This window comes from Leptolyngbya sp. CCNP1308 (genome assembly GCF_034932455.1).
Taxonomy (GTDB): Bacteria; Cyanobacteriota; Cyanobacteriia; order Phormidesmidales; family Phormidesmidaceae; genus Nodosilinea.
Genome location: NZ_JAYGIH010000129.1, coordinates 1 through 1,731, shown reverse-complemented (window position 1 = coordinate 1,731; position 1,731 = coordinate 1). Strand labels below are relative to the sequence as shown.

At 58.4% G+C, this 1,731-nt stretch carries 1 protein-coding gene; it reads right to left on the bottom strand.

Translation table 11 applies throughout. The features are described from left to right. Window positions 1-51: 51 nt before the first annotated feature. Window positions 52-1,608: an IS5 family transposase gene (locus tag VB780_RS31250; protein ID WP_323355097.1), complete on the bottom strand. Its 1,557-nt coding sequence runs from the start codon at window positions 1,606-1,608 to the stop codon at window positions 52-54. Between the last annotated feature and the right edge of the window lie 123 nt (window positions 1,609-1,731).

Below are 1,731 nucleotides of genomic sequence, written 5' to 3'. Positions count from 1 at the left end.
CTAAATAGGGTTTGCTGAAAAAATCAGCGAGGGCTGGACAGAGCCTTTTGGTTAGGCCATCGCCGGATCGCCCATCGCCGCCCGCCAGTGAGCACTGCTAAACGCCTTGAGTCGAGCGATTGCCTCGGCGAGATAGCGGTGTATGAGCCGGACAAAAAATAAAATGAGCGGTCGGAGCCGCCGCTCCAGATTCATCACCAGAACCGTAATGGCGATGCTGGTGGCTGCGGTGTGGGGGAGTTTCGCCATCACCCGGTTGAGACTAAAGCGACGTTTGCCCTGACCAAACTTGCCCTCAATGGCATTGCGAATCCGGGCATCGTGTTGCGCTTGACGCTCAAGGTCGGATTTGGCGGTAGCGGCAGGTCGCCCCAGGGGCGGCCCACTGAGGCGAATCCCTCGCGCCTTGCACCACTGGCGGTTGGCGCGGGTGCGATAAATCTGGTCGGCGTGTACCGATTCTGGATAGACCCCAAAGCGATCTTTGTGGCGTTCGACCTGCTGGGGCAAGTCGAGGGCTTCGTTGAAGGCCTCCCAATCGAGATGGTCGATGAAGCAAAAACCCTGAACACAGCTGACCGCCAGTTTGGCCCCAAACTCCACGGGGGTTCCCGCCTTGCCGCGCACGATGGGGCGGAGGTGGGGTTGAGCCAAGCTGACAATGCGATGCTCAACGCGATGGTGGCGCTGTTGATACATCAGCCACTGCTGACGATAGACCTCCTGAATCACCAGCAACCGCTGGTACCAAAAGCCTGCCAACACCTCAAAGCGGGCACCGTCCGCGACGACCTGTCGAATCTGCTCCAGATTGCGGCGCAGGTATCGCAGTTGCTGGCCAATCGCCTTGCGAATCTGTCGTCGACCCGGACGGCGCTGCTTGGCCACCTTAAGAAAGTTGCGGCGGGCCTGTTGCCGGTACGTGCGGGGCTTACGCTGCCCCGGTTGGCGAATCGTGGCCCAGAGCTGATCCAAGATCCGTTCACTGCTCGCTCTAGATTGGTTGAGCAGATGCAAGTCCGTAGGATAGTGGATGTCCGCTGGTGCCACCGTTGCATCTAACAGCAGTTGACCTCGATTGGGCAGGGTATCCTCCGGCGCGCCGCCGGAGGCCTCGTGGGTTTCGTCAGTCGGAGCCGCCGTTGCGGTATCCGTCGGGGAAGCGGCCTCAGTATCCGTAGCCCCGGCAGGAGCCACCTCCGGTACTAAGACGGCCTGCACCACCGCCTCGTTCACTTGGCTCACTAGCTCTAAGCTCAACCGTTGTCGAAAGTGCGTCATCATTGACGCGTCAAACGGCGCTCGGTCACTGTACTCGGACAACCCCAAAAAGTACTGCAAATACGGGTTCTCACGCACCTGCTCTACGGCCTCTTCATCACTTACCCCCAGTCGCTCTTTGATAATCAACGCCCCCAGCGCCATACGAAATGACTTGGCCGGTGCCCCTCGCCCTTCGCTGAACTGCGCTGCATAGCTCGATTCAAATGTCTCCCACGGAATCATCGCCGCCAGTTTCACCCAGCGATTCTTCCCCGATAGCTTGCCCCCAAACGGCAAATAAAAGTCCTCAAAACTCAGTTGTCCGGGGCTTGTTTGGCGGTACATCGGTCTCTGCGTCCAAGGATTTCAGCGGCAGTGCACTATTTTCCTTGCACTTTAGCAGCTCTCAATCACCCTGAATCACCCTTTCCGCTTGGCTTTTGGTACTTTCTCAGCAAGCCCTAAATA

What these genes read in the sequence shown, in the direction of transcription:
- VB780_RS31250 (WP_323355097.1), bottom strand. Translation starts at nt 1,608, where the DNA reads ATGTACCGCCAAACAAGCCCCGGACAACTGAGTTTTGAGGACTTTTAT.